At 68.8% G+C, this 24,777-nt stretch carries 23 protein-coding genes; 15 read left to right on the top strand and 8 right to left on the bottom strand.

The features are described 5' to 3' along the window. The first annotated feature begins 40 nt into the window (after positions 1-40). Together ACFOGJ_RS23170 and ACFOGJ_RS23165 are read left to right on the top strand one after the other, a co-directional pair. Positions 41-208, top strand: a complete 168-nt coding sequence (locus tag ACFOGJ_RS23170) for a PLDc N-terminal domain-containing protein (RefSeq protein WP_379905082.1) — start codon at positions 41-43, stop codon at positions 206-208. 15 nt (positions 209-223) lie between these two features. Continuing rightward, positions 224-427: a PLDc N-terminal domain-containing protein gene (locus ACFOGJ_RS23165; RefSeq protein WP_379905079.1), complete on the top strand. Its 204-nt coding sequence runs from the start codon at positions 224-226 to the stop codon at positions 425-427. A gap of 36 nt (positions 428-463) precedes the next feature. Here ACFOGJ_RS23165 and ACFOGJ_RS23160 read toward each other — a convergent pair whose 3' ends face one another. Beyond that, positions 464-877: an SRPBCC family protein gene (locus tag ACFOGJ_RS23160; protein ID WP_379905076.1), complete on the bottom strand. Its 414-nt coding sequence runs from the start codon at positions 875-877 to the stop codon at positions 464-466. Positions 878-1,076: 199 nt separating this feature from the next. On the opposite strand from ACFOGJ_RS23160, the gene ACFOGJ_RS23155 reads away from it, so the two are divergent. The 5 genes from ACFOGJ_RS23155 (at position 1,077) to ACFOGJ_RS23135 (ending at position 6,777) form a co-directional block, all read left to right on the top strand. Continuing rightward, the gene (locus ACFOGJ_RS23155; protein WP_379905073.1) at positions 1,077-1,811 is read left to right on the top strand and encodes a dienelactone hydrolase family protein; all 735 of its coding nucleotides are present in this window, start codon (positions 1,077-1,079) and stop codon (positions 1,809-1,811) included. Positions 1,812-1,855: 44 nt separating this feature from the next. After that, positions 1,856-2,995 carry a CaiB/BaiF CoA transferase family protein gene (locus ACFOGJ_RS23150; RefSeq protein ID WP_379905072.1) on the top strand — a complete coding sequence of 380 codons (1,140 nt, stop codon included), beginning with the start codon at positions 1,856-1,858 and terminating at the stop codon, positions 2,993-2,995. Positions 2,996-3,426: 431 nt separating this feature from the next. Then, the gene (locus tag ACFOGJ_RS23145; protein ID WP_379905070.1) at positions 3,427-4,890 is read left to right on the top strand and encodes a sensor histidine kinase; all 1,464 of its coding nucleotides are present in this window, start codon (positions 3,427-3,429) and stop codon (positions 4,888-4,890) included. Between the two features lie 111 nt (positions 4,891-5,001). Further along, on the top strand, positions 5,002-6,369 hold the full coding sequence (locus ACFOGJ_RS23140) for a metallophosphoesterase (RefSeq protein ID WP_379905068.1): 1,368 nt from the start codon (positions 5,002-5,004) through the stop codon (positions 6,367-6,369). Between the two features lie 18 nt (positions 6,370-6,387). After that, positions 6,388-6,777 (top strand): hypothetical protein, encoded by a 390-nt coding sequence (locus ACFOGJ_RS23135; protein WP_379905066.1) that lies wholly within the window; start codon positions 6,388-6,390, stop codon positions 6,775-6,777. 14 nt (positions 6,778-6,791) lie between these two features. Here the strand turns inward: ACFOGJ_RS23135 and ACFOGJ_RS23130 are convergent, their stop codons facing one another. Next, the gene (locus ACFOGJ_RS23130; RefSeq protein WP_379905064.1) at positions 6,792-8,327 is read right to left on the bottom strand and encodes a 3-hydroxyacyl-CoA dehydrogenase; all 1,536 of its coding nucleotides are present in this window, start codon (positions 8,325-8,327) and stop codon (positions 6,792-6,794) included. A gap of 246 nt (positions 8,328-8,573) precedes the next feature. On the opposite strand from ACFOGJ_RS23130, the gene ACFOGJ_RS23125 reads away from it, so the two are divergent. The 5 genes from ACFOGJ_RS23125 to ACFOGJ_RS23105 all read left to right on the top strand — a co-directional run bounded on the left by ACFOGJ_RS23125 (position 8,574) and on the right by ACFOGJ_RS23105 (position 13,101). After that, positions 8,574-9,041, top strand: coding sequence for an Hsp20 family protein (locus tag ACFOGJ_RS23125; protein WP_379905062.1), 468 nt, complete (start codon positions 8,574-8,576; stop codon positions 9,039-9,041). A 134-nt stretch (positions 9,042-9,175) separates the two neighbouring features. Next, positions 9,176-9,421 carry a DUF1150 family protein gene (locus ACFOGJ_RS23120; protein ID WP_379905060.1) on the top strand — a complete coding sequence of 82 codons (246 nt, stop codon included), beginning with the start codon at positions 9,176-9,178 and terminating at the stop codon, positions 9,419-9,421. 405 nt (positions 9,422-9,826) lie between these two features. After that, positions 9,827-11,173 (top strand): protoglobin domain-containing protein, encoded by a 1,347-nt coding sequence (locus ACFOGJ_RS23115; RefSeq protein ID WP_379905058.1) that lies wholly within the window; start codon positions 9,827-9,829, stop codon positions 11,171-11,173. 9 nt (positions 11,174-11,182) lie between these two features. Beyond that, the gene (locus tag ACFOGJ_RS23110) at positions 11,183-12,094 is read left to right on the top strand and encodes a LysR family transcriptional regulator (RefSeq protein ID WP_379905056.1); all 912 of its coding nucleotides are present in this window, start codon (positions 11,183-11,185) and stop codon (positions 12,092-12,094) included. Between the two features lie 98 nt (positions 12,095-12,192). After that, complete coding sequence (locus ACFOGJ_RS23105) at positions 12,193-13,101, top strand: LysR family transcriptional regulator (protein WP_379905054.1); 909 nt, start codon at positions 12,193-12,195, stop codon at positions 13,099-13,101. Here ACFOGJ_RS23105 and ACFOGJ_RS23100 read toward each other — a convergent pair. The 3 genes from ACFOGJ_RS23100 to ACFOGJ_RS23090 are packed head-to-tail and all read right to left on the bottom strand — an operon-like array spanning position 13,055 to position 15,082. Further along, positions 13,055-13,486 (bottom strand): NUDIX domain-containing protein, encoded by a 432-nt coding sequence (locus ACFOGJ_RS23100; protein ID WP_379905052.1) that lies wholly within the window; start codon positions 13,484-13,486, stop codon positions 13,055-13,057. The two genes, ACFOGJ_RS23105 and ACFOGJ_RS23100, sit on opposite strands and share 47 nt — an antisense overlap. 24 nt (positions 13,487-13,510) lie before the next feature. Next, positions 13,511-14,602: a succinylglutamate desuccinylase/aspartoacylase family protein gene (locus tag ACFOGJ_RS23095; RefSeq protein WP_379905050.1), complete on the bottom strand. Its 1,092-nt coding sequence runs from the start codon at positions 14,600-14,602 to the stop codon at positions 13,511-13,513. Positions 14,603-14,617: 15 nt separating this feature from the next. Continuing rightward, positions 14,618-15,082 (bottom strand): ATP-dependent zinc protease family protein, encoded by a 465-nt coding sequence (locus tag ACFOGJ_RS23090; RefSeq protein ID WP_379905048.1) that lies wholly within the window; start codon positions 15,080-15,082, stop codon positions 14,618-14,620. A gap of 228 nt (positions 15,083-15,310) precedes the next feature. On the opposite strand from ACFOGJ_RS23090, the gene ACFOGJ_RS23085 reads away from it, so the two are divergent. The 3 genes from ACFOGJ_RS23085 (at position 15,311) to ACFOGJ_RS23075 (ending at position 19,288) form a co-directional block, all read left to right on the top strand. After that, entirely contained in the window at positions 15,311-17,332 is a 2,022-nt protein-coding gene (locus ACFOGJ_RS23085; protein WP_379905046.1) for a hydantoinase/oxoprolinase family protein, read from the top strand. A 73-nt stretch (positions 17,333-17,405) separates the two neighbouring features. Next, the gene (locus tag ACFOGJ_RS23080) at positions 17,406-19,106 is read left to right on the top strand and encodes a hydantoinase B/oxoprolinase family protein (RefSeq protein WP_379905045.1); all 1,701 of its coding nucleotides are present in this window, start codon (positions 17,406-17,408) and stop codon (positions 19,104-19,106) included. After that, positions 19,103-19,288, top strand: a complete 186-nt coding sequence (locus ACFOGJ_RS23075) for a hypothetical protein (protein WP_379905043.1) — start codon at positions 19,103-19,105, stop codon at positions 19,286-19,288. Before ACFOGJ_RS23080 ends, ACFOGJ_RS23075 begins: the two co-directional genes overlap by 4 nt. A gap of 353 nt (positions 19,289-19,641) precedes the next feature. Here the strand turns inward: ACFOGJ_RS23075 and ACFOGJ_RS23070 are convergent, their stop codons facing one another. From ACFOGJ_RS23070 to ACFOGJ_RS23060, 3 genes are read right to left on the bottom strand one after another with little or no spacing between them, the layout of a single operon-like run. Continuing rightward, a complete protein-coding gene (locus tag ACFOGJ_RS23070) occupies positions 19,642-21,030 on the bottom strand; it encodes an NAD(P)/FAD-dependent oxidoreductase (RefSeq protein WP_379905041.1) in 1,389 nt (462 codons plus the stop codon). A gap of 36 nt (positions 21,031-21,066) precedes the next feature. Further along, complete coding sequence (locus tag ACFOGJ_RS23065) at positions 21,067-22,713, bottom strand: hydantoinase B/oxoprolinase family protein (protein WP_379905039.1); 1,647 nt, start codon at positions 22,711-22,713, stop codon at positions 21,067-21,069. Next, complete coding sequence (locus tag ACFOGJ_RS23060; RefSeq protein ID WP_379905037.1) at positions 22,710-24,725, bottom strand: hydantoinase/oxoprolinase family protein; 2,016 nt, start codon at positions 24,723-24,725, stop codon at positions 22,710-22,712. The genes ACFOGJ_RS23065 and ACFOGJ_RS23060 overlap by 4 nt, the downstream gene beginning before the upstream one ends. Between the last annotated feature and the right edge of the window lie 52 nt (positions 24,726-24,777).

The raw sequence follows: 24,777 nt of genomic DNA, 5'->3' as shown, positions 1-24,777 counted from the left end.
GTTCCCTGCTGGACATCCGAAACGACAGGAGCTGCGGGAAATGTTCGAAGCCCTCATTGGCATTCTGGTTCTCATTGCCGACATCTATGCCATCGTCCGCGTGGTGCAGAGCGGTGCCTCGACCCTGGCAAAGGTGCTGTGGATCCTGGGCATCATCATCTTCCCCGTGCTGGGCTTCATCGTCTGGCTTATTGCCGGACCGAAGTGAGACGGAGACCTGTCGATGCTTGATACCACCGGATTGGGCCTGTTCGGCCTGATCCTGCTCGCCCTCGACGTCTATGCCTGCGTGCGCATCGTGCAGAGCGAGGCGGCGACCATCTGGAAGGTGCTCTGGATCCTGCTGATCCTGATCTTCCCGCTGCTGGGCTTCATCCTCTGGCTGCTGCTGGGGCCGACCAGGCCACCTGACATGCAGCGGGTCTGAACGGTGTCCCCCGGTCGGCAGATCGCCGCCCGGGGGCTAAGCCTGCCGGACGGCGTTGTCGATCGTGCCCTCGAACAGGGCGCGGATGATCTGCTCCAGCTCGGCCTCGGCGCCGGCATCGGGGGCATAGCTGGCCGTCCAGGCGACGGTGCAGGCGGCCTCGCCGTCCGGCGTCACCTGAAGCTCGCCGACATAGTTCTGCAGCGGCAGCGGGCCTTCGAGCATCGAATAGCGCTGCCGTCGCGCGGCGTCGTCCTGCAGGTCTAGGCGTTCCACGATCTTGCCGCCGTCGCGCAGGGTCAGTGTGCGAAGGGCGCCGGCTTCGTTCGCCTCGCAGGCGCATGCCGCGACCGGCGGCGCGATCCTGTCGAGGCAGGAAAAGTCGCCGAGCAGCTTCCACAGCGCATCGGCGCTCCGCTCCACCCGGCGCCTGACGACGATTTCGGCCATCTCCATTCCTCCTGCGGCTGCATGCGTGCGGGAGTATGGCATCGCCTGCGGCGACCTGTCGTCCCGGGGGCGCCGGACGCCCCTGTCGGAGGCTGCCGAGCGCCGGTGGCCGCTTGTCTGCCGTGGCGACATCCTTACTCTGGGTGCTGCCGGCAGGAGGGGGCCGGCCGAAGAACATCAATGGGGGAGGATGCCCGGCATGATCGAGGGCGAAGTCGAGATTCTCACCGGCCACCGGCCGCTGCCGGCGTTCGTTGCCCGACCCGACGGCGACGGCAGACATCCGGCGATCATCTTCTACATGGACGCGCCCGGCATCCGCGAGGAACTGCGCGACATGGCGCGGCGGATCGCCAGCCACGGCTATCTGGTGGTGCTGCCGGACCTCTACTACCGGGTCGGCACCCTGCGGTTCGCGCCGCCGCCCCGGTCGGAGGCGCAGTACAAGGTGATCTTCGCGGCCATGGAGGGCTTCACCAACGCCCTGTCCATGGAGGATACCAGGGCGGTGCTGAACTGGCTGGACCGCCATCCCCATGCCGCCGCCGGCGCCCGGGGCTGCATCGGCTTCTGCATGACGGGCAAGACCGTGATGACCGCGCTGGGGACCTTTCCGGAGGAGATCGTGGCCGGGGTGTCGATGTACGGCGTCGGTATCGTCACGGCTGAGGAAGATTCGCCGCACCTGCTGGCCGGGCGGATGCGCGGCGAGGGGTATTTCGCCTTCGCCGAGCGCGACCGCCACGTGCCGGACAATGTCGAACCGACCCTCCGCAAGGCGCTGGAGGAGGCCGGCGCGACCTTCGAGATCGAGACCTTTCCCGATACCGACCACGGGTTCTCGTTCTACGAACGCGAGGTCTACCGGCACGACGCGGCGGAGCGGGCCTGGACGAAGGCGTTCGCCCTGTTCGAACGCAAGCTCAAGCGCTGATACAACGGATCGGCTTATCGATCAGATTCTCGGGAGGAAGTGAGATGGGACCCTTGTCGGGTGTCAAGGTTGTCGAATTCGCCGGGATCGGCCCCGGGCCGTTCTGCGGCATGTTGCTGGCGGACCAGGGCGCGGACGTCCTGCGCATCGACCGCACGGCGGCGGCGGATCTGGGCGTGCCGGTCGATCCGCGCTTCGACGTGCTGGGGCGTGGCCGCCGCTCGGTGGCGCTGGACCTGAAGAAGCCCGAGGCGATCGAGACGGCGCTGCAGCTGATCGCGAAGGCAGACGCGGTGATCGAGGGCTTCCGCCCCGGCGTGATGGAGCGGCTGGGCCTGGGCCCGGAGATCTGCCTGGAGCGCAATCCGAAGCTGGTCTTCGGCCGGATGACGGGCTGGGGACAGGAGGGGCCGATGGCCCATGCCGCCGGCCATGACATCAACTATATCTCGCTGACCGGCGCGCTGCATGCCGTCGGGCCCAAGGACCGTCCCTACCCGCCGCTGAACCTGGTCGGCGATTTCGGCGGTGGCGCCCTCTATCTGGCATTCGGCGTCTGCGCCGCCCTGATCGAGGCGCGTGCCTCCGGCAAGGGCCAGGTCGTCGACGCGGCGATGGTCGACGGCGCGGCCAGCCTGATGACGCCGATCTACGGCCTGAAGGCGGCCGGGCGTTGGGCCGACGAGCGCGGCGTGAACATCCTGGACGGCGGCGCGCCCTGGTACGACGTCTATGAGACGAAGGACGGCAAGTTCATCTCCATCGGGTCGATTGAGAAGAAGTTCTACGCGGAACTGATCGAGAAGCTCGGCCTGGGCGATGCCAACCTGCCGGCGCAGTTCGACATGGAGCAGTGGCCGGCGCTGCGCAAGCACTTCGCGGCCGCCTTCAAGGAAAAGACCCGCGACGAATGGTGCGCCATCATGGAGGGGTCCGATATCTGTTTCGCACCCGTCCTCAGCATGGAGGAGGCGCCGGAGCATGGCCACATGAAGGCCCGCGGCACCTTCGTGGAAGTGGACGGGATCACCCAGCCCGGGCCTGCGCCGCGCTTCTCCCGGACGCCGGGCGGCATCCGCCATCGCGCCCCGAAACCGGGAGAAGGCGCCGATGCCACACTGAAGGACTGGGGCTTCGCCGACGACCAGGTCGCCGCGATGCGCAATGCCGGGGTGCTGGGCTGAGGCTGCGGCCGGTCCCACTTCCCTTTACCCCTTTTCACCCCCCCCATCTCTCTAGCCCCCCTGGGACGCTGGCGGCGTCCCAGGGGCCCCAGCCGGGTGAGGCCACCCCCCATTGCGGAAGGCCCCGTGCAAGGGCATCCGCGCACCGGCGGCTGCCTCGCATCCGGCGCGCGGCCTCGCTTTTCCGCCTGGAATCCCGTATAAAGATTGTGAAAACGGGCTGCGTCCCGCGCGGTTGTCCAATGCCGCGCGGCAACAACAACCACAAAGAACAAAGCGGAAAACGTGCTGGGAGCCTCACCACGCCGTGGGAGCGAAGCTGACCTGGCACTGCCGGTCGTGGCGGCAGTGCAGCGGCGTGGCCTGCCCGCCGGGGTGAACCGCGACCGGCCGGCAGTCCTTGCCAGTGCCGCAGGCACGGAGCGGCGCGGATGAACGGGCCGGCCGTCAGGCGCGACGCGTTCCTCGGGCGGACCCTGCGTCTCGGCTCCCTGCTGCTGGCGGGGGCCGGCAGCCTTCTCTTCCTGGCCCTGTTCATACTGTCATCGCGCGACCTAGACCGGCAGCAGCAGAGCTTCGGCCATGCCGCAACGACCGAGGCCTGGGTGGTCCACCAGCTCGCAATCCAGTTCCACAAGCTGCAGCGCGTCCTGGCCCTGGCACAGCCGGGTGCCGGCGGGACAGCAGTCCCGGGGTCTGGCACGGGCACGGATCCTGCGGCGGCAGTGGCGATCCAGGCGGACCTGCTTTGGAGCCGGATCGACCTGCTGACCAGCGGGCCGGAGGTCGCCCCGCTCGCGGCGATGCCGGAGACCCTTGAGGTGCAGGCCGCGTTGCGGCGGTCGCTGGACCGGCTGGAGCATCTTCTGCCGGCGATCGGGCGCGGCGAACCGGCCGCCATCGAGGAGGCGCGCGCGCTGCTCGCCGCCGAGGAGGACGCGGTCGGGCGCTACGCGCAGGACTTGCTGCACCGCGAGCCCAAGGCGATGCGGGCGGATCTGCAGGCGCAGTCCGAGCGGATCGAGCTTTACCTGGCGGTGATGCTGGTGCTGGGCCTGGTCTTCATCCTGTCGCTGGGCGACGAGATCCGGCGTAACCGGCGGCTCGCCCGCATGGCCCGTCAGTCCCTGGAGCTGGCCCAGCACGAGAGCGCGGCGAAGAGCGTCTTCCTGGCCACCGTCTCGCACGAGATCCGGACGCCGCTCAATGCGATCAGCGGCTTCGCGGAACTGATCGAACGACAGCCCTACGGCCCGGTCGGCAACGAGAAGTACCTGGAATACGCGCAGGACATCGTCGCCTCCACCGCCCATCTGCGGGGCCTGCTCGACGATGTCACGGATGCGCAGCTGGTCGTGCAGGGGCAGATCTCGCTGCAGGATGAGGAGATCGAGCTGCGCAGCTTCCTGGCGGAGACCCTGCGCATTGTGCGGGCCAACTGCGCCGGCCGCTACCTGCCGCCGCGGATCGAGACCCGGGTCGTCGCGCTGATCCTGCGTGCCGACCGCCGGCGGCTGCGCCAGGTCCTGATCAACCTGGTGACCAATGCGATCCGCTATTCCGAAGGCCAGGCCGAGATTCGCATCGAGGCCGGCCTCGCCGCCGGCGATCTGAGCATCGCGGTGAGCGACCGGGGGCGTGGCATCCCGGAGGCCGATTTCGAACGCGTTTTTCAGCCCTTCCAGCGCGGCCAGCAGCCGGCCGGGACCGGCGCGCCGGGCATGGGGCTGGGCCTGACCATCGTCCGCAGCATCATGATGGCCCATGGCGGCAGCGTCCGCCTGGAAAGCGTAGCCGGCAGCGGTACGACCGTGACCCTGCTGATCCCGGCGGACCGGGTGGGGCGGGAGCGGCCGCCCGGGCTGTCGATGATGCAGGGTGTTGCCGCCGAATAGCCGCCCGTCGCGGACCCGGCAGCCCACGCGAACCGTCTTGCCACCCGCGTCCCCGCCGCGATAAGCAGGGCCGGTCGGCGGGTCCGGCCGGCCGGCATCCGGGAGGGGGCGATGGTTTCATTGCGACATGTGCTGGGCGCCGCGGCGATCGCCGCCTTAGCCATATCGGGCCTGCCGCAGGGCGGGCCTGCCCCGCTGCAGGCCGCGACCGAGCCGCTCTATGCCTGGGTGCAGATGGTACCGCCGGGCATCGGGCAGGCCCGGGCCCTGGTGCCGGCAGGCACGGCCTGTCCCGACCTGATCGCCGACGGGCGGGCGGTGCCGATGCGCGTCCGTGCGCCGGCAGACCGCGCCAACGGCTTTGCCGTGACCAGCTGCCAGGCAGACCTGCCGGCCGGGGCGTCCGCGCTGCGGGTCGGCAGCCTGGAGCTGCCGACATCCAAGGCCGCGCCGCAGCGGATCGCCGTGATCGGCGATACCGGCTGTCGCATCAAGGGCGGTCGCGCGCAGGCCTGCGACGATCCGGCGGCCTGGCCGTTTCCCGCGATGGCGGCGGCCGTGGCGGCCGCGCGACCCGACCTGATCGTGCATGTGGGCGACTACCTTTACCGCGAATCCCCCTGTCCGGAGGGCGATCGCGGCTGTGCCGGCAGCGAATGGGGCTACAACTGGGGGACCTGGCAGGCGGACTACTTCGCGCCCGCCGGGCCGATGCTGGCCACCGCGCCATTGCTGCTGCTGCGCGGCAATCATGAAACCTGCGGGCGCGCCTGGCGCGGCTGGTACCGGTTCCTGGCGGAGCGCGACTGGACGCCGGAATGCCGTGACTACGAAGCCCCCTACGCGATCGATATCGGAACGCGGCGCCTGGTCGTGCTGGACAGCACCCATGCCGACGACCGCGAGGCGAAGCCGCATCAGGTGACGCACTACCAGGCGCTGCTGCATGCGGTGAATGGCCTGGCGACGGCAGATGCGGATGCCGCGGAGGGGCGGCCGACCTGGCTGCTCAGCCACAAGCCGTTCTGGTCGATCGGCCGCATCAAGGGCGCAAAGGGGCCGCATCCCCATGCCGACGGCTACAACGCGGTCCTGCAGGCGGCCGAAGCGGCGGTCCCGCTGGCGCCGGAGGTCACCGGCATCCTGTCCGGCCATTTCCACCTGTTCCAGGCGCTCAGTTTCGAAACCAGGAAGGCGGACGCGGCGGCGGGTGCCGCCACCATCGCCAGACGGCCGAACCAGCTGATCCTGGGGAATGGCGGCACGATGCTGGCCCGCGGTGCAGCGGCAAGCCTGCCGGCGGATTTCGATGCCTGGGGGATGGCGGCACGAAATTTCATCACCATGGACCGCTTCGGCTTCGGGCTGCTGGAACCTGTAGGCGCGGATTGGCAGCTGACCCTCAGCGGCAGCGATGGCACCGCCTTCGCACGCTGCGCGGTGGTGCCATTCGACGCTCGCTGCGCTCCGCTGCAATAGGCGGCACGGGAGGATCGGATGCGGATACCGCGCCTGCTTGAGGTGCTGGGTCGCAAAGGCGGCCGGGCGGGCGAGCGCGCCGCTCCGGGAAGCCGCGCCGATTCTGCGTCACCGGCCGGGCGCGGCGTGCCGCCGGAACCCTACGCGCCGGAGGCCCGCACCGGGGGCGGCAGTCCCAAGGTCTATGTCGAGGAGGTGCGCGTCCGCACCGGCCGGTTCGATGCCCAGGAGGCACCGCCGCCCGGCTTCCGGGGGACACGGACGGAAGCGGCGCGGCCGCCGGCGGCGCCGCCCGGCGATGTCGGTGGGCGCCCGCCGCGCCGCGCCGAACGCGAACGGATCACGGTTTCCGCCGAGATCGAGGGCGGCGGGCAGGCGCTGCGCCGCCCGCCCGCCGGTCGCCGCTAGGATCGGCGGCGCCCTCAGCCGGCCGCCGGGCCGGAATCGGGGGTCGCCATCGGCAGGTCGAGTAGTCCCCGCCGCCGCAGCCAGAGGCTCGGCCGGTAGCGGTCGTCGCCGGTGATCGCCTGGATCACCGCAAGTCCGTCCAGCGCGCGGCGGCCGCCGATCGCGTCGGCGATCTGCAGCGGGCCCTGCGGGTAGTTCAGGCCCAGGGTCATGGCGCGGTCGATATCCTCCGGCGTGGCGATCCCGAGCTGCGCCATCTCGCATCCCAGATTGGCGATCATCAGCAGGATCCGCTGGGCGATGAAGCCGGGACTGTCGTTGATCGCGACCACATGCTCCGCATGCCCGCGCAGCCGCGCGACCAGCGCGTCGCGGCAGGCGATATCGCCGCCCGGGGCCTGCATCACGGTCAGGCAGCCGCGACCGGCGCCGGTCAGGTCGATCGCGACCAGGCGCCGATGGTCCAGGCCGAGGCGGGCGGCCATTGCGGTGCAGTCCTCGCCGAACGGGGCGGCCGCGATCGGCATCTGCCCGTCGTCGGCTGCAACTTCCGCGCCGGCGGCCACCAGCAGTTCGCCCAGGGTGCGATCCGGCTCCGCCAGGGCGATGCGGGGGGCCGGGGCGGCCGACATGTCGGGCGCCATGCAGCGGCCCGTCCGCATGGCCGGCACCGGCGCCTCGCCGCCATAGTCGTAGAAGCCCTGGCCGGTCTTCCGGCCCAGACGCCCGGCTTCCATCATCGCCTGGTGCAGCGGCGAGGTCGCCAGCCGCCGGTCATGGTAGAAGCCGCCATAGATGATCTGGCTGACCGGATAGTTCACGTCGATCCCGGTCAGGTCCATCAGCTCGAACGGCCCCATGCGGAAGCCGCAGGCGCTGCGCATGACGGTGTCGATGTCTGCGGGATCGGCCACGCCTTCGCTGGCCAGGCGCAGCGCCTCGGTGGTGAAGGCGCGGCCGCCCAGATTGACCAGGAAGCCGGGGCCGTCCTGCACCACGACCGGCACCCGGCCCATGCGCTTGCCCAGCACCGACAAAGCCTGCAGCGCCTCTGCGCTGGTGTCGGGCGCGGCGATCACCTCCACCAGCTTCATCAGCGGCACGGGGTTGAAGAAGTGCAGCCCTGCCACCCGGTCCTTGCGGGCGCAGTCGGCGGCGATCGTGGCGATGCGGATCGAGGAGGTGTTGCTCGCCAGCAGCGCGTCGGGGCGCACCGCCTTCTCCAGTTCGGCGAAGACCCGGCGCTTCACCGCCAGATCCTCGATCACCGCCTCCACGACGAGGTCGGCATCGGCCATCTCGGCCAGGGAGGCGACCACCTGCAGCCGCCCCCCCGCCGCGGCGGCGTCCTCGGCGGTCATGCGGCCCTTCTCCACCAGGCGGTCCAGCTGCTGCACGATCAGGGCGCGACCCTTCTCTGCGGCGCCGTCCATCTGGTCGAACAGCCGCACCTGCATGCCGCCGGTGGCGGAGACCTGCGCGATTCCCCGCCCCATGGCGCCGACACCGACCACCCCGACCGTCACCGATCCGGATTCATAATCCCGCATCTGCGCCCCTCCCTTCGACCCCGTCATTCCTCAGTCCCTCCGCCCTTGTCTGGTTGCGCGGCGCTGGGCCGCATCGGGCGCCGGCGCTGGCCGGCGCGGATCTTGAATGGCAGCCTGCCATCCCTACATCTCTGGCATGTCGGCGCCGGTTGGGCCGACGGTTGCAGGTTCCGCGGGAAGGCCGTCAGGCTTCCCGTGCGGGGCCGGGTCGATCCACGTCACTCGCTTCTGTTGGAGGAGATGACCATGTCCCGCATGTCGGTATTCAACAGCCCGCTGCTTCTGGGCTTCGAGCAGATCGAGCGCGTTCTCGATCGCGCGGCCAAGACCTCCAGCGACGGCTATCCGCCATACAATATCGAGCAGCGCGGCGACAACGCCCTGCGGATCACTCTTGCGGTGGCGGGCTTCTCGGAGGCCGATCTGGCGATCACCCTGGAGGACAACCAGCTGGTGATCCGCGGCCGGCAGTCCGACGACGAGGAGAGCCCCAGGCTTTTCCTGCATCGCGGCATCGCCGCGCGCCAGTTCCAGCGCAGCTTCGTGCTGGCCGAGGGGATCGAGGTGGTGGCCGCCGATCTGCACAACGGGCTCTTGAACATCGATCTGCAGCGGCCGGAACCGGCCCAGCAGGTCAAGCGAATCGCGATCCGCACCCGCGACAGGAAGGGCGGCGACGGCACCGGCTCCGTTCCGGTCGGGGCCAGGGAATAGGACAGTTTTGGAACGCGTAAGGACCCGGGGGTTTTTCACTTCGGAGGGTTGGCATGCAAGGCCGGGGCGGGTGGATCCGACCGGACCGCGATGCGCCGCCGGATGACCCGGGAGCCGAGGTAGAGGAGGTCGTCATGGACCAGAACAATCACGGTAATGCCGGCGGCGCAGCGCCGCAGCAGCAGTCGCAGTTCTCGCCGGAAGCTTTCGCCATGCTCGGTGCGCCCGACCTGGCCTATGTCCGCCCGGTCGAGACCCAGGCCGGGCCGGCCTTCGGCATCTTCGCCGCGAACGGCCAGCATGTCGGCTTGGCGGAGAGCGCCGACCAGGCATTCGCAGCCGCGCGACAGCACGATCTGGCGCCGGTCTACGTACACTGACCGTGCCGGTCGGGTCTTTCCGACAATCGGCAATTGTGGCGCCCGCTGCGACCTGTCATGTCGCGGCGGGCGCAGCCTGCCCGGGCGACCTGCCCGGGCGTCGATGTTGAGGCCCGCGCCCGGCCGTGTCGCTTGGCATCTGCGCGGTTCGGCCTTCCGCTCCGCCCGGATTGCCTGGGAGATTCTGCAATCCTGCAAACGTTCGCAGCCCCGGTCCGGATGGCCGGGGCTCAAATTCGGACGGCGCCTGGCGCACTTTCTCGGCATGCGTGCATCCAGGGTTAACAAGCGTTCATTAACGATATTTCCATGAATTGAGGCCAGTCTTGCTTCCGTATGGGGTAATTGGCGCTGCAGTGAGCCAGGCCATGCCCTTGTATTCGATTTCATTCGGGGGCAAGCACCATGGCCGGTACGACCGACCTTTCCGAACGCCTGCGTTTCATCGGACTGGGGGAGCCGGAGCGGAAGGCGCTCTCCAGCCATGCCCAGGCGATCGAAAAGGGTCTTCCTGCCGTTCTCGGCACCTTCTACGAACAGGTGGCAAGGTGGCCGGACCTGACGGCGCTGTTCGGCGGCGATACCGGGCTGGAGCGCGCCCGCACTGCACAGGCCCGGCACTGGAAGGAGATCGCCAACGCCCGCTTCAGCGACAGCTATGCGGCGGCGGTCGACCGTATCGGCAATGTGCACAACAGGATCGGGCTGGAGCCGCGCTGGTATGTTGGCGGCTATGCCCATCTGCTGGCCGGCCTGCTGGATATCGTGGCACGGTCGGCCCTGCCGAAGATGAGCGCCGGCGACCGCGCCAGGCTGCAGGCCGTCCAGGGGGCGCTGGTCCGCGCCGCACTGCTGGACATGGACCTCGCCATCAGCACCTATCTCGAGGCCGGCAAGGCGGAGAAGCGCGAAACGCTGGACCGGCTTGCCGACAGCTTCACTTCCGGGATCGGCAGCATCGTGGCCGGGGTGGACGGCGCGACCGGCATCCTGGGAGAGAATGCGGAGCGCATGCGCGGCATCGCGCAGAACACCAATGAACGTGCGCAGGGCGTGGCGGCCGCGGCGGAAGAGGCGACGACCAATGTCGAGACGGTGGCCGCCGCGTCGGAGGAACTGACCGCCGCGGGACGGGAGATCGCCGGCCGGGTGCAGGCCAATGCGGCCCTCGCCAGCCGCGCCGACGAGACGGCCGAACGCGCCAACACCCAGATCGGCAGCCTGGCGGCAGCGGCGGACCAGATCGGCCGTGTCGTGGAGCTGATCCGCGAGATCGCTGGCCAGACCAACCTGCTGGCGCTGAACGCAACCATCGAGGCGGCACGCGCCGGTGATGCGGGCAAGGGCTTCGCGGTCGTCGCGCAGGAGGTGAAGTCGCTGGCCACCCAGACCGCGAAGGCCACCGACGACATCACCCGGCAGGTCGGCGACGTCCAGTCGGAGACCAAGGCCGCGGTCCTGGCGATCGAGGAGATCGTCGGCCAGATCCGCGAGATGAGCCAGACCACCTCGGCGATCGCCGCCGCCATCGAGGAGCAGGAGGCTGCCACCCAGGAAATCGCCCGCAACGTTGCCGAGGCGGCGAGCGGCACGCGGGAGGTCACCCAGAACATCGGCGGCGTCAGCCATGCCGCACGGGAGACCGGCGACGCGGCGGAGCAGATCGTGTTGGCGGTCGGTGACCTGTCGGGACAGTCGCAGCGCCTGCGGGAGAGCGTCGAGACCTTCCTATCCGGCATTCGTGCCGCCTGATCCGTCATTATGGACAAACTGAGTGCGATGCGGGCCTTCGTGAAGGTCTGCGAGACGGGGTCCTTTACGGCGGCGGCCCAGGCCATGGGCGTGCCGAAATCCGCCGTCAGCAAGCAGGTCGCCTGGCTGGAGGAGAATCTCGGGGTCCGGCTGCTGAACCGGACCACCCGCCGGTCCAGCATCACCGAGGTCGGCCAGGGCTTCCTGGAGCGCTCCCGCCGGATCCTGGAGGACGTGACGGAAGCCGAGGCACAGGCGACCGAGCTGCAGACGCGGCCCGGCGGTCGGCTGCGGGTCACGACGCCGTTCTCCTTCGGCCTGCTGCACCTGTCCCAGGTGCTCTGCGACATTGCCACCGCCTATCCGGAGCTTGAGCTCGACGTCACCATGACGGACCGCTTCGTCAGCCTTCTTGACGAAGGCTTCGACCTGGCGATCCGGATCGGCGACCTGCCGGACTCCAACCTGATCGGGCGCCGGATCGCCGATACCCGGCTGGTCCTCTGTGCCAGCCCGGCCTATTTCGCGCGCGCCGGCACGCCGCAGAGCCCGGCGGACCTGGCACAGCACAACTGCCTGATCTATGCCCGCGAAGGCCGGCACGACAACTGGCAGTTCCGCGACAACGGCCGCGACATCGCCGTGCTGCCCCGGGGCAACCTCCGCGTCAACAATGGCGACGCCCTGAAGATGGCCGCGCTGCGCGGCCTGGGCATTGCCCAGCTGCCGGTCTTCCTGGCGGGGGCCGAACTGGCCGATCGCCGGCTGCAGCCGGTGCTGACCGACTATGAGCGGCCGCCGCTGGCGATCAATGCCGTCTATCCGCACAACCGGCACCTGTCCGCCAAGGTCCGGGTCTTCGTCGACGAACTGGTCAAGCGCTTCAAGGGCGGGGCGGAACCGGTCCTGGCCGGCGACTGACCGGCGACACGGCGGGCGGGCACCCCCCGGTGCCTTTCGACCGTCTTCACCGCAGTTGATACAGTTGCCCTGTTTCTTCAGGGATATTGAATCACGCCATGCGGGACATCGACACCAGCCTCTTGCGCGCCTTCATCGCCATCGTCGATGCCGGCAGCTTCAACCGGGCGGCGCGGCGGCTGAGCCGGACCCAGTCCGCGCTGAGCATGCAGATCAAGCGGCTGGAGGAACTGGTCGGCGCGACCCTGTTCGACCGGACGATGCGTCCCCTGCAGCTGACCGCCGCCGGGGAAGGGCTGGTTGCCGCGGCACGGGAGATGCTGGCCATCAACGATGCCGCGCTCGAGGCGATCCGCAGCGAGCGGATCGCCGGCCAGGTCCGGCTGGCGATCATGGAGGACTATGCCGCCGGTCCGCTGGCGCCGCTGCTGGGTCGCTTCCTGGCCGACCATCCGGCCGTGCAGGTGGAACTGCATACCGGCCTGACGGCGGACATGGTCGACGATCTCGGCGTGCGATACGACCTTGTCGTTGCGATGCTGCCTGCCGGCGCGGAAGGCGGCGAACTGCTGTACCGCGGCCGCAGCGTCTGGGCCGCCGCGCCGGGTTTCGATCCCGGCACGCGGGAGGTCCTGCCCCTGGCGCTCTACCCGCAGGGCTGCCTGTTCCGGAAATGGGCGACCCGTGCCCTGGACCGCGCCGGTCGCCGCTGGCGCATCGGCGTCGTCAGCCTGTCCGCCGGCGCGGTGCATGCCGCCGTGCGGGAGGGCTGGTGCCTGTCGGTGTTCAAGGATTTCACGGTGCCCGGCGACCTGGCGATCCTGCCGACGGGCGCAGACCTGCCGGCCCTGCCGGACTTCGAGATCCGCCTGTTCCGGGCCCCCTCCGCGCGGACCAGGGCCGGCCTGGAACTGGCCCGCTTCCTTGCCGCAACCCTGCATGCCGCGCCTGTGGCGCGGGTCAGCGCGGGATCCGCCGGACGGGCGGCGGCCGATCCGGCGCGGTAAGGCGTACGACCCGCCGCACGTCCGGGCAGAGCCGGCGGGGCAGGGCATCCGGGCGGAACCAGCCGATGGCGGCCGCATCCGAGGCCGCCCTTGCCGCCAAGGATGCTGCGACCAGGCGGACCGGCCGAAGGATGTAGTGGCGACCGGTCGCCTGGTCGCGGAAACGGACCGCGGCCAGCGGCGGACCGGGCAGCACCGCCGCTGCCAGGCCGGTCTCCTCGGCCAGTTCGCGCAGGGCGGCGTCCCGATCGGACTCTTCCGGCAGCCGGTGCCCGCCGGGGAAGCCCCAGAGGCCGGCCTGCGGCCGGCGCGCCCGCCTGACCAGCAGGACCCGCCCGTGGCGCCAGACCACCGCCAGTACACCGTGCCGTCCGATCCCCGGCATCGCGATAGCGCAGCCCGACGCCGGTCAGCGGCCGGGCTGGCCCGGATAGTCGCCGCTCTGCAGCCCCTCGATATGGGAGGCCGCCTCCGGCCCGGGCGGGCGTGGCAGTTCCTCCGCGAAGCTGGCGATGTGGAACAGCGCGTCGCCCTCATGCACGGCGGGCAGGTTGCAGCGGCCGATCACGATGCCGTCGACCGGCGCCATGACGGGCCGGTCGTTCTCACCGGCCACATCGGCCAGATGGGCCAGCACCTCGCCCTGGGCGACCCGCTGGCCCAGGTCGATCTCGGTCCGCATCAGGCCGGACTGGGGTGCGCGGATCCATTGCGAAGCCAGCGCGACGTCCGGTGCCGGCGGCGCGCGGCGGCGCGCGGCATGGCCGTCGGTCAGCATCTCCAGCGCCACCATCACGTTGACGATGCCGCGCAGGCCGGTGGCGATCGCGCGCTCGTCGAAGCGCAGCGCCTCCCCCGCCTCGTAGAGCAGCATGGTCAGGCCCTTCTCCAGGGCGTGCTGGCGCAGCGAGCCGTCGCGCAGATTGGCGTTCACGATCACGGAGGCGCCGAAGGCGCGCGCCAGCCGCTCCGCCTCACGGTCCTGCAGGCTGACCCGGACATGCGGCAGGTTGGTGCGATGGTTGCCGCCGGTATGCAGGTCGATGCCGTGGCTGGCGCGGGCGACGATCTCGCGGGCGAAGACGTTGGCGATCCGCCCCGCAAGGGAGCCGCGGGCGGAGCCGGGAAAGGACCGGTTCAGGTCGCGCCGGTCCGGCAGGTAGCGGGTGTGGTTGAGGAACCCATACATGTTGACCACGGGGATGCAGATCAGGGTGCCGCGCAGCCGCTTCAGCGCCGGCAGGTTGCGCAGGCGGCGGATGATCTCCACCCCGTTGATCTCGTCGCCATGGACGGCCGCGGAAACGAACAGCACCGGCCCCGGTTTCCGGCCGTGCACGACGTGCAGCGGCATCGCCAGCGGCGTGAACGCCGACTGCCCGGGCAGCTGCAGCGCCAGGGTGGCCCGTTCGCCCGGGGCGAGCTGCGCGCCGGCGATCTCGAAGCCGGCGCGCAGCACCGCCGGGCCGGCAGGCGGTTTCGGTTCAGTACGCCGTGCCACGGGCTCCCGCTCTCCTCAGGCTGCGGGCCATGCCACTTCGCTGTCGGATGTCGTCAGGTAGGACAGGCCGGGGTCGACCAGGAAACGCCGCTTCAGGGCCTTGCGGCCGATCAGCATGCGGAAACCCATTTCGTCGCGGTTGGTCAGGGTCAGCTCGATCTCGTAGAGCGACGGGCCGAGCTGCAGGCGGGTGCGGATCACCGGGCGCCGTTCCGCCTGGCCGTTGGACGACAGGATGCGCCGGCGCTCGACCACCCGCGCCCGGCAGGCGATCGCCGGGAAGCGGCGGCGCTGCAGGGGCTGCACGACGAAGCGCGCCCATCGCCCGTCCTCGGTCTCCTCCTCCACCAGGTTGTGGGCATGCAGCGCGGAGGTGCGGGCGCCGGTGTCGATCTTCGCCTTGATGCTGATCACGCCAAGGTCGGGCAGGCCGGCCCATTCCCGCCAGCCGATCACGGCCTTCTGCTTCTTTCGCTTCACTGCGGGCTCCCGGCGCCGTACGCGGGCAGTTGACACGGCGCCCCGCGCCTTGGCAAGCCGCCGGTGCAGGTCCCGGGGGGCCGGCGCGCGGCATGGAGCGTGGCGAACAACGACCTGGAGAGGTCCGCATCCCGGCTGACACAAAGGGCCTGCTTGCTATAGTAGGCGCCGCCGCGGGGCCGGATCATCCCGGCTCCCGAAGTACATCGAATGGTAGGAGACGGGCGCATGCCACAGACCTTGGGCGTCGATATCGGGGGCACATTCACGGACTTCGTGCTGTTCGACGACAATGGCGATGCCGTGAAGGTCTGGAAGAACGCCACCACCCCGGGCAATCCGATCGAAGGCGTCCTGACCGGGCTGAAGCAGGTCGCCGACCTGGACGGGGTGCGGGTGCTGCGGCTGGGCACCACCATCGCCACCAACGCGCTGCTGGAGCGCAAGGGCGCGCGGGTGGCCTATGTCACGACCAAGGGCTTCAAGGACATCCCCTTCATCCAGCGCGGCAACCGCCGTGCGCATTACGACCTGTCCTGGATCAAGGCGAAGCCGCTGGCGAAGCGGGAGGACTGCTACGAAGTCGACGAGCGGCTGGACGCGCAGGGCGAGGTGGTGAAGCCGGTCGATCCGGCGGAGGTCGCGGCCATGGCCGCCGATATGGAGCGCGCCGGGATCGAGGCGGTGGCGGTCAACTGCCTGTTCTCCTACGTCTCTCCCGACCATGAGCGGCAGATCCGCGACACGATCGCCAAGGCCCTGCCGGACATGCCGATCTCGATCTCCTACGACGTGCTGCCGAAATGGAAGGAGTATGAGCGCTCCACCTCCACCATCGCCGACGCCTTCCTGAAGCCGGTGGTGCGGCGCAGCTTCAAGGCGATGCGGGAGGCCTTCGCCGGCACCGGCATCGGCGACCGGGTGGTGGTGATCAAGTCGAACGGCGGCGAGGCGACCCTGGAATCGGCAGCCGAAACGCCGATCGAGCTGGCGGTGTCCGGTCCCACCGGCGGCGTCGTTGCGGCCCGCACCCTCGCCCGGCAGCTCGGCATCGACAATATCGTCACCCTGGACATGGGCGGGACCTCCACCGACTGCTCCACCGTCGTCGGCGCCGAGGCCAGCTTCACCACCGATTTCGAGATCGAGTGGGGGGTGCCGATCCAGGTGCCGATGATCGACATCCGCACGATCGGCGCCGGCGGCGGCTCCATCGCCTGGATCGACAAGGGCGGCATGCTGCGGGTCGGTCCGCAGAGCGCCGGCGCCGATCCGGGGCCCGCCTGCTACGGCCGCGGCGGCCGGGAACCCACGGTGACCGACGCCAATGTCGTGCTGGGCCGGATCAGTCCCGAGAATTTCCTGGGCGGGGCGATGCAGCTCGACGGCGACGCGGCGCACAAGGCGGTGGAGAGCGTCGCCGACCCGATGGGGCTGAGCAGCCGCCACGCCGCCCTGGCGATCGTGCAGATCGCCAACAACAACATGGTCGGCGCGCTGCGCACCGTGCTGCTGGAAAAGGGCCTGGATCCACGCGACTTCCGCCTGCTGGCGTTCGGCGGTGCCGGGCCGCTGCATGCGGCCGATCTGCTGGAGGTGGCGAACATCCCGCGCGCGATCATCCCGCCGCATCCCGGCCAGTTCTCCGCCTTCGGCTTTACCATGACCGACGCCCGTGTCGATCGGCACCGCACCGTGCAGCAGATCTCCGACAAGTTCGACCGCGACCGAGCGACGACGGTGCTGCAGGAACTGGTCGCCGATGCCAGGGCGGTGCTGGAGGGACAGGGCTATACCAGCGGCATCGAGGTCCAGCGCATGCTGGAGATGCGCTATCTGGGACAGAACTACGAGCTGGAGCTGCCCTTCGACGCCGACGGCTTCACCGAGGAGAATACCGCAGATCTGTGGCAGCGCTTCCACGCGCAGCACAATGCCCGCTTCGGCTTCGCGATCGAGGGCGAGCGGATCGAGACGGTGAACATGAAGGTGGCGCTGACCGCGATCGGGCCGAAGCCGGACCTGCCGGAACTGGCGAAGGGCGACGGCAGGGTGGCGCCCGTCGGCCATCGCACCGTGGCGTTCGAAGCCGGCGACGAAAAGGCCGGCGTCTACGACCGCGAGAAGTTGCGCGCCGGCGACGTCATCGCCGGGCCGGCGCTGGTCGAGGAGCCGGCCTCCGTCACCCTGGTGCGACCCGGGCAGACCCTGACCGTCGGCACGTACGGCACCATGGAAATCGCCGAGTAGCTCGGCCAGGATAGGCGCCGGATACCCGCCAGCCGGGCCCCGCGCGAAAGCTAGCCCCATCCGGGAGTGCGTTATGGACTATGTACAGATGAACATCCTGGAATCGACGATGGTGTCGATCTGCCGGGAAATGGGCATCACCCTGATGAAGACGTCCTATTCGACGATCTTCAACGAGGCGCTGGACTTCACCTGTGCGCTGGCGGACCGCAACGGCGACATGATCGCGGTGGCGGAATTCTGCCCGGCGCAGATCGGCGGCATGCCGCTGCTGATCAAGACCTGCGTGCGGGAAATCCCCCTCGACCAGATCGAGGAGGGCGACGTGATCGTCCACAACGATCCCTATCGCGGCGGCCTGCATACCCCGGAACATACCTTCTTCAAGCCATTCTTCGTGGATGGCCGGCTGGAGGGCTTCGCGGTGGCGATCGGCCATATTGCGGAGGTCGGCGGGATGGTCCCGGGCGGCTTCTGCGGCGAGGCGACGGAGATCTTCCATGAGGGCCTCCGCGTGCCGCCGGTGAAAATCAAGCGCCGCGGCCAGGACAACGAGGAGGTCTGGAAGATCCTCCTCGCGAACGTGCGGACGCCCCGCTACAACTATGGCGACCTGCGCGCCATGATCAGCGCGGTCGACCTGGGCGTGTCCCGCATCCAGCAGGTTTACGGCAAGTACGGCAAGGAGAACGTCCAGCAGACGATCTCCGACCTGATGGACTATTCCGAGCGCCGGATGCGGGCGGAGATCGAGAACATCCCCGACGGCATCTACGAATTCGCCGACAAGGTCGAGGATGACGGGATCGAGGACCGCGAGTACGACATCGTGGTGCGCGCGCATGTCCGCGGCGACGAGATCATCGTCGACTATACCGGCTCCTCGAAGCAGGCCCGCGGTCCGATCAACGCCACCCTCGGGGTGACCTGGTCGGCGACCTACAATGCCCTGCTGCATCTGACCGATCCGACGATCCCGAAGAATTCCGGCTGCTTCCGCCCCGTCCGGGTGGTGGCGCCGCCGGGCACCATCGTCAATGTCGACTACCCGGCGCCCGAGGTCGGCGGCAATACCGAGACCCATCCCCGCATCGCCGGCACCGTGCTGGGCGCGCTGGGCCAGGCGATTCCGCACCGGGCGATGGCGGCGGAAGGGTCCACCCACGCCAACTTCGTCTTCGGCGGCGTCGATGCGCGGACGGAGGAGTATTTCGCCTGCTACGACCTGGAATCGAACGGCTGGGGCGGGCGCAGCTTCGCCGACGGCAACGATTCCTGCGACAGCATCAACGGCAATTGCCGGATCACGCCGGTGGAGGTGTTCGAGACCCGCTTCCCCTGGCGGATGGAGAGCTTCGAACTGGTCCCCGATTCGGGCGGCGCGGGCAAGTTCCGCGGCGGGCTGGGCTATCGCAAGCAGCTGCTCTGCCTGAACGAGGAGATCACCGCCAGCCAGATGTCGGACCGCTACAAGCTGGCGCCCTGGGGCCTGCATGGCGGCAAGCCCGGCGGCAAGGCGGCGACCCTGATCCAGCGCGCCGGCACCCCGGAATGGCTCACCGTGCAGCAGGCCTTCAACAAGGTGTCGCCCAGCAAATATTCCAACATCACGATCCGCAAGGGCGACCGGGTGATCCTGCAGATGCCCGGCGGCGGCGGCTTCGGCGAGCCCACGGAGCGCGATCCGGCGATGATCGCGCATGACCTGCGCGAAGGCTTCGTCACCCGCGAGGGCGCGGCCCGCGACTACGGCTATTCGGAGGCTGCGGAATGAAGTTCTCGGCCAACAAGCTCTATGTCGAGCAGTACCTGAAATGCGACAATTGCGGTATCCTGCTGCATGACGGCGAGCCCTGCATCACCGACGCGGTGAAGGGCAAGAAGTTCTGCTCCGACTGGTGCGTGGACTGGTACCGGACGGAGACCCTGAAGCGGTTTCCGGACGCGGCGGAATAGCCTGCGGCGCCAACTGTCGCGTGCTGGGGCGCTTCTCCTTCAATGCCGGGATGGCGGGCAATTGAATGCCTCGCCGGAAGGCTGCGGCCCATGGGACCCCGGCCGATGCGGTGGCGTTAGCGCATTCCCGGGTTTGCTGGAAAATCCGTCGTTCTCGGGCTTGACCCGAGAACCCATTCCGCCAGCCGCTCAGAAGCCGCAAGACTGGCGGAATGGATCCCGGCTCAAGGCCGGGATGACGATCGTGGTCGCGTCATCGCTTCCACCCAGGTCGGGAACGTTCTAGCCTCGAAGGTAATGACACCGGCAGGACTGCGGGGGCTATCCGTCATGCAAGCCCCCCTGACCCACCGTCACGACGCAAAGCCGATCCCGAGACGGTCGAGTGTCCGAAGCAGGAGAGAACGGGCTCCGGTGCGGTCTTCCTGCGCCAGATCCCGCTGAACCTGTCGGACCGCCAGGGAGCGCAGGGGCTCGGGCGGAAAAGGCACCGCCCGGCGCCGCAGCATGCGCAGGCCGGTGCGTTCGGTGCGCCTGCCTTCGAGCATGTCCAGCATCGCGAGCGCAGCAAAGCGCGAGGCAGAGACGCCCTGCCCGGTGAAGCCGAGCGCATAGGCGAGGCGCCCCTTGAGCGCGGTGCCGGCAAAGAACGTGGTCCGTGCGGAGGTATCGATGATCCCGCCCCAGGCATGCGTAAAGGAAATCTCCGAAAGCGCTGGGAACGCTTCGGCGAAATGCGCCCCTAGCCGCGCATAGCTTTCGGGGCGGTGCAGGAACGCCCGATCCCGACCGCTGCCGTAATGGTAGATCGCGTCGAAGCCACCCCAGAGGATGCGGTTGTCGGCCGTCTTGCGGCAATAGTGAAACTGGTTGCCGCTGTCGGCGATGCCATAGCGGCCGCGCCAGCCCAGGGCCGCAGACTGTTCGTCGGAAAGCGGTTCGGTCACCAGCGTATAGTCGAAGACAGGGATGATCGACATGCGAAAACGCTTGAGCAGCGGAACCGCCGCATTTGTCGCCATCACAGCCTGCCTGGCGGACAGCACGGCTTGCGGCGTGGTCAGCCGCACGCCCGACGAGGTACCGTCAAGTGACGAGACGGGCGTATCCTCATAGAGGGCGATTCCGCGACCGAGACAGGCCTCTCGCAGTCCTGCGACCAGCTTCCCGGGGTTCACCAGTGCATAGTCGGGTTCATAGAGTCCCGCGAGATATTTCGGGCTCCTGAGCTTTTCGTCCAGAGTATCGCCTTCAAGGTAACTGCTCCCGATGCCGAAGCGCGCGTAGGCTGCCTGCATTGCTTTGAGCCCTTCAGCCTGCCAGGGCGTGGCCGCCAGGTTGAGCTTGCCCTCGCGCTCGAAGTCGCAGTCGATCCCGTACCTGGCGAGATCCTCCTGCAACCCGTCGAGATTCTCTCGCCCGAGGCGAACCAGAATTTCCGCCTCCCTTGGCCAGCGCGCCAGGGCGTTGGAGACACCGTGGGAAATGCTCGGCGCACAGAATCCGCCGTTCCGGCCGCTGGCGGCCGCACCGCAACGCATGGCCTCCAATACGGCAATCGTCGCATCCGGCGAACGCTCCCGCGCCTTCAGTGCCGTCCATAGGCCCGTGAACCCGCCACCGATGATGGCGAGATCGCAGGCGATATCGTCGGTCAGTGGCGGTGCGGCGTCGGTCTCTGGAACGGTGTCCAGCCAGAACGGCGCGCGGACGGCACCGGAGAACCGGGTATCGCAAACCATGTTGCGGCCTCCCTGCGACGGAAGTCGCCGGAACGTTCAGGCAGGAGCGAGCACCCCCTCCGCCTCGTCCTTCGAGCGCAGGTCCCGATCGCGCCGTGCCGGATCGCCGAAGCCGCCGCCGCCGGCGGTCTCGATCACCAGTCGGTCGCCGCGGCGAAGGGCGACATTGCCCTTGGAGGGCAGGTCGATGCAGGTTCCGTCACGCTCCACGAAGAACCGTGAGGGTGCGCCCGGCGCGCCGCCATGCAGGCCCCAGGGGCGGCGCTTGAAGCGGTCGGAATAGCAGTTGAAGGTCACGTCCTCGTCGAGAATCTGGTAGACGCGCCGCACGCCCATACCGCCCCGATAGGCTCCCGCTCCTGCCGAGCCGCGCCGCAGGGCATATTCCTCGATGCGCATGAAGGGATAGTCTATCTCCAGGCTCTCGACCGGAACGTTCGAGCAGTTGCCGACAAATCCGTCGACGACATCGGCCCCATCGGCGCCGGAAGACGCGCCCCAGCCACCGCCGACCACCTCCATGTAGACGCGGTAGCGGTCCGGGCCCATATGGCCCATACCGATGGCGTTCGTCGTGTCATGGCCCGCGGCAAGCACCCGATGCGGCGCGATGTCCGACATGGCGCGCATGATGGCATTGTAGATGCGGTGACAGGGGGTGTTGCGGGCGCGCACCGCAACCGGCTGGCTCGGGTTGAGGAACGAGCCATGGGGCACGTCGATGCGCGCGATCGGCCGATACAGTCCGTCATTCACCGGAATCTGTCCGCCGCCGAGCAGAACGGCGAACGCGCCGTAGACCGCCGAGATCGTCGAGGCGAGCGGAGAGTTGATGATTCCCTTCGACTGCGGCGAGCTTCCCTCGAAATCGATCTCGACGGAATCGCCGCTGATCGTGATCCGCACGGCGACGCGCAGCGGATCGTCGCTGAAGCCATTGTCGTCCACGAAGTCCTCCGCCTCGTAGACGCCATCGGGCATGGCGCCTATGCCATCCCGCGCCAGTCGCTCCGAATAGTCCTGCAGCTCCGCCCCAGCGCGGAGCACGATCTCTTCGCCGAACTGGTCGAGCATCTCGGCGAAGCGCTGCTGGCCCGTCCGGTTGGCGGCCAGTTGCGCATAGACATCGCCCATCACCTGGTCGGGCGCCCGCACGTTGAGGCGGATGAACTGCTCCAGCAGGCCGTCCCCCAGATCGCGCGCGATTTCGAAGCGCGACAGCGGAATCCGCAACCCTTCGGAGAAGACGTCGGATGCGCCCGCATTCGGGCCCGCAGCACCGCCGCCGACATCGATGTGATGCCCGATCGACGCGCTGAAGGCGACCAGGCCGTCCTTGTAGAAGATCGGCGTGAAGAGCACGAAATCGTTCAGGTGCTGACCGCCACTGTAGGGATCGTTCGTGATCAGGCCTTCGCCGGGGCGGATCGTCGACAGGTCGTAGCGCCTGGCGAAGGCCTCGAACACCTTTCCGAACGAGTTCATGTGGATCGGGCAGAACTGCGCCTGCGCCAGAATCCGTCCGTTGCGGTCCAGAAGCGAGGTCGAGCAGTCCCTGGCTTCCCGGATGATGGTGGAGTAGGCCGAGCGGACAAGCTTCTCCCCCATCTCCTGCGCTATGCCGTGCAGTCCATTGCCGATAATGCTGAACAGGGCCTGCTCGCTTGTGCTCGGCGTGCTCATGCCCGGACCTCCTTCTCGAGGATCAGGGATCCTGTCTCGTGTACGGCCGCCTGCCATCCCGGCGGGACCAGCGTGGTGGCGGTGGGTTCCTCGACAATCGCCGGCCCGCGCAGAACATGGCCCTTCGGCAACGAATCGCGCCAGGCGAAGCGGCACTGCATTCGGGTGCCGCGGAAGGTCACCGCCGCCTCCTCGAGCTCTGGCGCGGCAACGCCCAGGGGGCCGCGGGTCAGCTCTCGCAAGGTGTGGCCATCGGCGGGTATCTGCGCGACGAGTCGCAATGTGACGATCTCCACGGGCTCGCGTGACGCCGAGCCGTAGCGCGCGATGTGCGTGTCGTGGAAAAGACGCTCAAGATAGTCGTGACCCTGCGCAGGAAGCCTGTCGAGGTCGATCTCGGTCAGAAGTTCGAATCCTTGTCCCGAATAGCGCATCTCAAGGGCATGATCGAAGACCAGCTCGTCACGATGGCGGCCGAGCCGTGTGAATTCTTCGACGGCACGTTCCCGCATCCGCTCGAAGGACGCCGCCACGCGCGCGGGCGCATCCGCGTCCACCTTCATGAGGTTGGTTTCGCGGTAGATGCGCTTCAGGTCCGACACGAGCAGGCCGAGCGCGGAGAACAGCCCGGGATGCGGCGGAATGACCACGCGCTTGATCTTGAGATCTTCTGCGGCGAGCGCGCTCATCATCGGTCCCATGCCGCCATAGCCGTAGAGCGCGAAGCTTTTCGCATCGTGGCCGCGCTGGACTGAAACGAGCCGGATGCCCTGCCCGATATGGGCAATCGCGATGTCGACCATGGCCTGCGCCGCGTCCGAAGCGGACGCCCCGAGCTTCCCCAGGGCCTCGGCGGCCCGGTCGGGATGCAGCGCCATCTTGCCGCCAAGGAACCGGTCCGGCCGGATCCAGCCGAGTTGCACGAGCGCGTCGGTGATCGCCGGATCGGTTCCGCCATGGCCGTAGCAGGCGGGCCCGGGCCGGGCACCGGCCGAGCGCGGCCCGACCCGCAACATGCCACCGCGATCGATATGGCCGAGGCTTCCGCCGCCGGCGCCGATATTGGCGATATCGGTACTCGGCAGGCCCACCGGCAGGCCATTGACCTCGGTTTCGGCCGTGACGCCAGCCGTACCGCTGCGGATCAGCGCGATGTCCGAACTGGTTCCGCCGATGTCGAGCGTGATCACATCGGCATCGCCGACGATCGCCGCCACCCGAACGGCGCCGATCACGCCCGCCGCAGGACCGGAGTTGAGCATGTGGACGCCACGGTCGAGGGCGCCCCCTCCCGGCAGGACACCGCCGGAGGACTGCATGACGAAGAGATCGCTCTGCGGGGCGTGCTCCGCCATGTGGCGCTCCAGGCGGCCGATATACCGGCCAACCAGCGGTGCCAGATAGGCGGCCATCGCTGTCGTGGAGGCGCGCTCATATTCCCGGAAAGTTGGCAGCACGTCCGATGACAGGATGACCGGGAGGTCCGGGTGGCGCTCGGCCAGAAGCGCACGGATCCTGAGTTCGTGCTGCGGATCGAGATAGGAGTGGAGCAGGCAGACGGCGAGGGCCTCGGGCGCCTCGCGCGCCACAAGGTCGTCGACCGCCGCGATCAGGGACGTTTCGTCCAGCGGCTCGATGACCGCGCCATGCGCATCCAGACGCTCCGGCGCCTCGATCGAGCGGCGCAGGGGGACCAGTGGCTCCGGCTTCCCGCAGGCGATCGCATAGACATTGGCACGAAGCTGACGCTGCAGTTCCAGCACGTCCCTGAAGCCGCGCGTCGTCACCAGAGCCGCCCGGCACCCGCGCCGTTCGATGATCGCGTTCGTGGCCACCGTCGAACCGTGGCAGAGCTCGGACATCCTCGAGAGATCCTGGCCCAGTGCCGCCTGCAGGCCGGAAATCACGCCCTCCGAGGGGTCCTCGGGCGTTGAGGGGACCTTCCGGCTCCTCACCTGTCCGTCCTCGATCCAGATCAGGTCGGTGAACGTCCCGCCGACCTCGACAGCCATCTTGATCATCTTGCTAGACCCGGCCTTCCTGTTTCGCCCCGCCCCAAGTGCA

This window comes from Marinibaculum pumilum (assembly GCF_042646425.1).
In the GTDB taxonomy this organism is placed as follows: domain Bacteria; phylum Pseudomonadota; class Alphaproteobacteria; order Ferrovibrionales; family Ferrovibrionaceae; genus Marinibaculum; species Marinibaculum pumilum.
Note: the sequence above shows the minus strand (reverse complement) of the source record. Positions and strands in the feature narration are given on the sequence as shown.

What these genes read in the sequence shown, in the direction of transcription:
- ACFOGJ_RS23170 (WP_379905082.1), top strand. Translation starts at nt 41, where the DNA reads ATGTTCGAAGCCCTCATTGGCATTCTGGTTCTCATTGCCGACATCTAT.
- ACFOGJ_RS23165 (WP_379905079.1), top strand. Translation starts at nt 224, where the DNA reads ATGCTTGATACCACCGGATTGGGCCTGTTCGGCCTGATCCTGCTCGCC.
- ACFOGJ_RS23160 (WP_379905076.1), bottom strand. Translation starts at nt 877, where the DNA reads ATGGCCGAAATCGTCGTCAGGCGCCGGGTGGAGCGGAGCGCCGATGCG.
- ACFOGJ_RS23155 (WP_379905073.1), top strand. Translation starts at nt 1,077, where the DNA reads ATGATCGAGGGCGAAGTCGAGATTCTCACCGGCCACCGGCCGCTGCCG.
- ACFOGJ_RS23150 (WP_379905072.1), top strand. Translation starts at nt 1,856, where the DNA reads ATGGGACCCTTGTCGGGTGTCAAGGTTGTCGAATTCGCCGGGATCGGC.
- ACFOGJ_RS23145 (WP_379905070.1), top strand. Translation starts at nt 3,427, where the DNA reads ATGAACGGGCCGGCCGTCAGGCGCGACGCGTTCCTCGGGCGGACCCTG.
- ACFOGJ_RS23140 (WP_379905068.1), top strand. Translation starts at nt 5,002, where the DNA reads ATGGTTTCATTGCGACATGTGCTGGGCGCCGCGGCGATCGCCGCCTTA.
- ACFOGJ_RS23135 (WP_379905066.1), top strand. Translation starts at nt 6,388, where the DNA reads ATGCGGATACCGCGCCTGCTTGAGGTGCTGGGTCGCAAAGGCGGCCGG.
- ACFOGJ_RS23130 (WP_379905064.1), bottom strand. Translation starts at nt 8,327, where the DNA reads ATGCGGGATTATGAATCCGGATCGGTGACGGTCGGGGTGGTCGGTGTC.
- ACFOGJ_RS23125 (WP_379905062.1), top strand. Translation starts at nt 8,574, where the DNA reads ATGTCCCGCATGTCGGTATTCAACAGCCCGCTGCTTCTGGGCTTCGAG.
- ACFOGJ_RS23120 (WP_379905060.1), top strand. Translation starts at nt 9,176, where the DNA reads ATGGACCAGAACAATCACGGTAATGCCGGCGGCGCAGCGCCGCAGCAG.
- ACFOGJ_RS23115 (WP_379905058.1), top strand. Translation starts at nt 9,827, where the DNA reads ATGGCCGGTACGACCGACCTTTCCGAACGCCTGCGTTTCATCGGACTG.
- ACFOGJ_RS23110 (WP_379905056.1), top strand. Translation starts at nt 11,183, where the DNA reads ATGGACAAACTGAGTGCGATGCGGGCCTTCGTGAAGGTCTGCGAGACG.
- ACFOGJ_RS23105 (WP_379905054.1), top strand. Translation starts at nt 12,193, where the DNA reads ATGCGGGACATCGACACCAGCCTCTTGCGCGCCTTCATCGCCATCGTC.
- ACFOGJ_RS23100 (WP_379905052.1), bottom strand. Translation starts at nt 13,486, where the DNA reads ATGCCGGGGATCGGACGGCACGGTGTACTGGCGGTGGTCTGGCGCCAC.
- ACFOGJ_RS23085 (WP_379905046.1), top strand. Translation starts at nt 15,311, where the DNA reads ATGCCACAGACCTTGGGCGTCGATATCGGGGGCACATTCACGGACTTC.
- ACFOGJ_RS23080 (WP_379905045.1), top strand. Translation starts at nt 17,406, where the DNA reads ATGGACTATGTACAGATGAACATCCTGGAATCGACGATGGTGTCGATC.
- ACFOGJ_RS23075 (WP_379905043.1), top strand. Translation starts at nt 19,103, where the DNA reads ATGAAGTTCTCGGCCAACAAGCTCTATGTCGAGCAGTACCTGAAATGC.
- ACFOGJ_RS23070 (WP_379905041.1), bottom strand. Translation starts at nt 21,030, where the DNA reads ATGGTTTGCGATACCCGGTTCTCCGGTGCCGTCCGCGCGCCGTTCTGG.
- ACFOGJ_RS23065 (WP_379905039.1), bottom strand. Translation starts at nt 22,713, where the DNA reads ATGAGCACGCCGAGCACAAGCGAGCAGGCCCTGTTCAGCATTATCGGC.
- ACFOGJ_RS23060 (WP_379905037.1), bottom strand. Translation starts at nt 24,725, where the DNA reads ATGGCTGTCGAGGTCGGCGGGACGTTCACCGACCTGATCTGGATCGAG.